The sequence below is a fragment of the Variovorax sp. SG517 genome, assembly GCF_013376045.1.
In the GTDB taxonomy this organism is placed as follows: domain Bacteria; phylum Pseudomonadota; class Gammaproteobacteria; order Burkholderiales; family Burkholderiaceae_C; genus Variovorax.
This window is the reverse complement of the sequence record NZ_JABMJG010000025.1, coordinates 1-3,437: the sequence shown is the minus strand read 5'-3', so window position 1 is coordinate 3,437 and position 3,437 is coordinate 1. Positions and strand designations below refer to the sequence as shown.

Annotated in this window: 3 protein-coding genes; all 3 read left to right on the top strand. The window is 64.8% G+C overall.

Going from position 1 to position 3,437, the window contains the following annotated elements:
• The first annotated feature begins 424 nt into the window (after positions 1 to 424).
• From FHT32_RS34725 to FHT32_RS34715, 3 genes are read left to right on the top strand one after another with little or no spacing between them, the layout of a single operon-like run.
• Positions 425 to 1,363 carry a site-specific integrase gene (locus tag FHT32_RS34725; protein WP_256099283.1) on the top strand — a complete coding sequence of 313 codons (939 nt, stop codon included), beginning with the start codon at positions 425 to 427 and terminating at the stop codon, positions 1,361 to 1,363.
• Complete coding sequence (locus FHT32_RS34720) at positions 1,360 to 2,328, top strand: tyrosine-type recombinase/integrase (protein WP_176669058.1); 969 nt, start codon at positions 1,360 to 1,362, stop codon at positions 2,326 to 2,328. Before FHT32_RS34725 ends, FHT32_RS34720 begins: the two co-directional genes overlap by 4 nt.
• Complete coding sequence (locus FHT32_RS34715; protein ID WP_176669057.1) at positions 2,325 to 3,341, top strand: tyrosine-type recombinase/integrase; 1,017 nt, start codon at positions 2,325 to 2,327, stop codon at positions 3,339 to 3,341. The genes FHT32_RS34720 and FHT32_RS34715 overlap by 4 nt, the downstream gene beginning before the upstream one ends.
• Positions 3,342 to 3,437: the final 96 nt, after the last annotated feature.

Genomic DNA, 3,437 nt, shown 5'->3' with positions numbered 1-3,437 from the left:
CATTATCTCGAGCGTCGTTTTATGTGGAGCACGACCTGCGATCACAGGCGCGATGCGGTGTGGCGTGGTCCTTGGCACCGCATAAGAACTGCGCATCCGATCTGCGATGGCCCGCGTATATCGCTGCATGGTCACCTCATCGGTCCAACAGCTACGCCTCGAGTGCCCGCCAAGGGCGCGGGCTATCTTGCGCACGTGGCATGCCGATCGCAGCATCAGCGAGTCCAGCGCGGGGCGGTATCTGAGCGAGATCGGGAGCTTCCGCCGGTATTGTGTCCAGCGCGGGCTGAGTGAGGTTGATGAACTTACTTACGAGGGAGCCAAGCGCTTCCGCGCTTGGTGCGCACGGTCGCGCGCGAGCGAATCTGGCAATCTCGGGAGCACAAGCTCGTCGCTTCGCGCGCTGCGGCGCGTCTATGAGGTCATGGGCACACAGCTTGCGCCGTGGAAGCCGAACAAGCGCCGCGCACCGCCCGCCTCGAGCGTCTTGCGTGACTACGCCGCGCACCTCCTGCAGCACCGGGGCAACCCAGAGATCACCGTCCACAAGAAGCTCAACCACATCGGCAAGCTGCTCGATCACTTGGCCGTCTCGGGCAAGTCCTGGCGCCAGATGCGCCTGCCCGACATCGACGCGTTCCTCATCCAGTGCGCCCGCTGCTACGCGCGCGCTACGACAGCCGACATAGCCAGCACCGTCCGATCCTTCGTCCGGTTCCTGCTGACCAGCGGCCGCATCAACGTTGACCTGGCTGACGCCGTGATCTCGCCAGTACAACCTCAGTTCGAGCGACCGCGGCGCGCCTGGCCCTGGGAGGACGTTCAGCGGCTGCTGCGCGCGGTGGACACGAGCACGGCGCGCGGGCTGCGCGACCACGCGCTGCTGTTGATGATGAGCACCTATGGCCTCGGGGCTGGCGAGGCGATCCGCCTGCAGCTGCAGGACATCGACTGGGGCGCCGGCACACTGCAGATGTCGCGCCCGAAGACCGGCGTCACCTACGTTCTGCCGTTGCTGCCAGCCGTGGGCAAAGTGCTGGCGCGCTACCTGCAGCACGGACGACCGGCGCACACATCCACGCGTCACGTGTTCGTGCAGATGAAGGTTCCCTTCGGAGCCCTTACTTGCTCTTCCGCGGTTCGGCACATTCTCGTCAAACACGCCAAGGTTGCCGGCATTCAGACGACCTATCTGGGCAGCCACGTCCTGCGGCACTCGAATGCCGCGCGGCAACTCGACGTCGGTACACAGCCTCGAGTGCTGACGGAGTTGCTGGGGCACCGCGACTCGCAATCGCTGTCGGCCTACATCCGCATCGCTACGCAGTCGCTGCGCGATGTCTCACTGCCGGTGCCGCGATGAACACCAAGGTCACCGCGCAGAGCCTGGCCGCTGACGCTGCCGAGTTCCTCGCGTTCAAGCGCGCCATGGGCATGGGCTACTGGCGGGCGGAGTTCGTGCTCAACAGCTTCGTGCGCTTCGTCCGTGAGCGCTACGGCGAGCGTCCGGCTCCATTGGAGGAAGTCGTGACGCAGTGGGCGGCGCGCATCGAGGGCCGCAAGGCCGTCACGGTCGGCAACGAGTTCGGTGTCGTTCGGCAGTTGTGCCTGTTCCGTCGCCGGGGCGAACCCCGTGCGTTCGTTCCGGAGCACGCAGTGGCACCGGTCAAGGAGTCAGTGTTCGTGCCCTACATCTTCAGCCGCGAAGAGGTCCTCGCCATGATCGAGGCCGCGACGCGACACAAGGGGCGCAGCATGTGGGGCGCGATGTTGCGTGCGCTCAGTCTGGTGCTGTACTGCACCGGTATGCGATTGGGCGAAGCCACGAGACTGCACATGGACGACATCGATCTGCGCCGGCGTATCCTGATCGTGCGGCGAAGCAAGGGGCGATCGCGCATCCTGCCGATCCGCGACGATCTTGTCGCCGAGCTTCGACTGTACGCGCGGTGCCGCAATGAACTCTTGGCCGCCAACGGCGTTGCCGCGTCACCGGCGTTCTTCATCCGTCGCAACGCAACGGCGCTCACCCTGCGTGCCGCTTCGGACGTGCTGCGCCGGCTGCTTCGGGATCTGGGGTTGAAGCCTCCGCAAGGCCGTGCCGGCGCCAGACCATACGAGTTCCGGCATGCCTTCGCCGTGCATCGACTGACCGAATGGGCGATCGCAGGCGTAGATGTTCATGCTCGGTTACCGATGTTGTCGGCCTACCTGGGCCACGTCAATGTGCTGGGGACCGAGGTCTACCTCAAGGCCTCGCCCGAGTTGTTGCAGTTGGCAAGCCAGCGATTCGAGCGGCATGCCAGAGGCCGGCGGCGCGCGCCATGAGTCGCACGTCCTCGCGTGACCTGTTCGCACAGGTCGAGACGTACTTCACCGAGTACCTACCCCGGCAACGGGGCGCGAGCGTCCATACCATCCGAGCGTACCGGGATGCGCTGACATTGCTGTTCAAGTTCGTCGCCGAGCAGCGCGGCCGGGGCGTTGCCTCCCTGCAGTTGAGCGACCTGGATGCCGAGGCGGTGATGCACTTCCTCGATCACATCGAGATCAAGCGGTCGAACTCGCCGGCTACGCGCAATTGCCGCCGGGCAGCGATCCGCGGCTTCTTCAAGCACATGCTGCGCAGCGACTTGGCGCACTCGCTGCAGTACATACGGGTGCTGGCCATCCCTGCGAAGAAGGCACGGCAGAGGCCGGCCACCTACCTCGAAGCTGAGGACGTCCGGTTGATCATCAGCATGCCGGACCGGCGTACGCATGACGGGTGGCGTGACTACACGCTGCTGCTGTTCCTCTACAACTGCGGCGCCCGGGTCGCCGAAGTTGCAGGTATGCGATGGGACGACCTGCAGTTGATCGTTCCGCGCCAGGTCCGCCTGCGCGGCAAAGGCAAGAAGGAACGCCTGCTACCTCTGTGGCCGGAGACGGCGAACGCGCTGCATCGGCTGCGTGGCATGACCCACAGCGACGAGCACCAGTGTGTCTTCATCAATCGGTACGGCCAGCCGATGACGCGCGATGGGATCGCCTACGTGCTTGCCAAGCATGCAGCCGCCGCAGGTCAGGCTAACCCCGTACTCCTGCGCAAGCACATCACGCCCCACGTGCTGCGGCACAGTTGCGCTGTCGCGCTACTGCAGTCCGGGACCGACGTCACGGTGATCCGCGATTACCTGGGCCACGCCAGCGTCGCCACGACGGGGCGGTACATCACAACCAACTTGCAAATGAAACGCGACGCCATGCAGGCCTTCTGGAAGAAGGCGGGCATCGAGCCTGCGAGAGCCAAGCCATGGAAGCCCAAGTCCGACCTGCTCGCGTTCTTGCGGTCCCTCTGACTGGTTCAGTCTTATCTGGTGCCAAGGACCACGCCACACCGCATCGCGCCTGTGATCGCAGGTCGTGCTCCACATAAAACGACGCTCGAGATAATG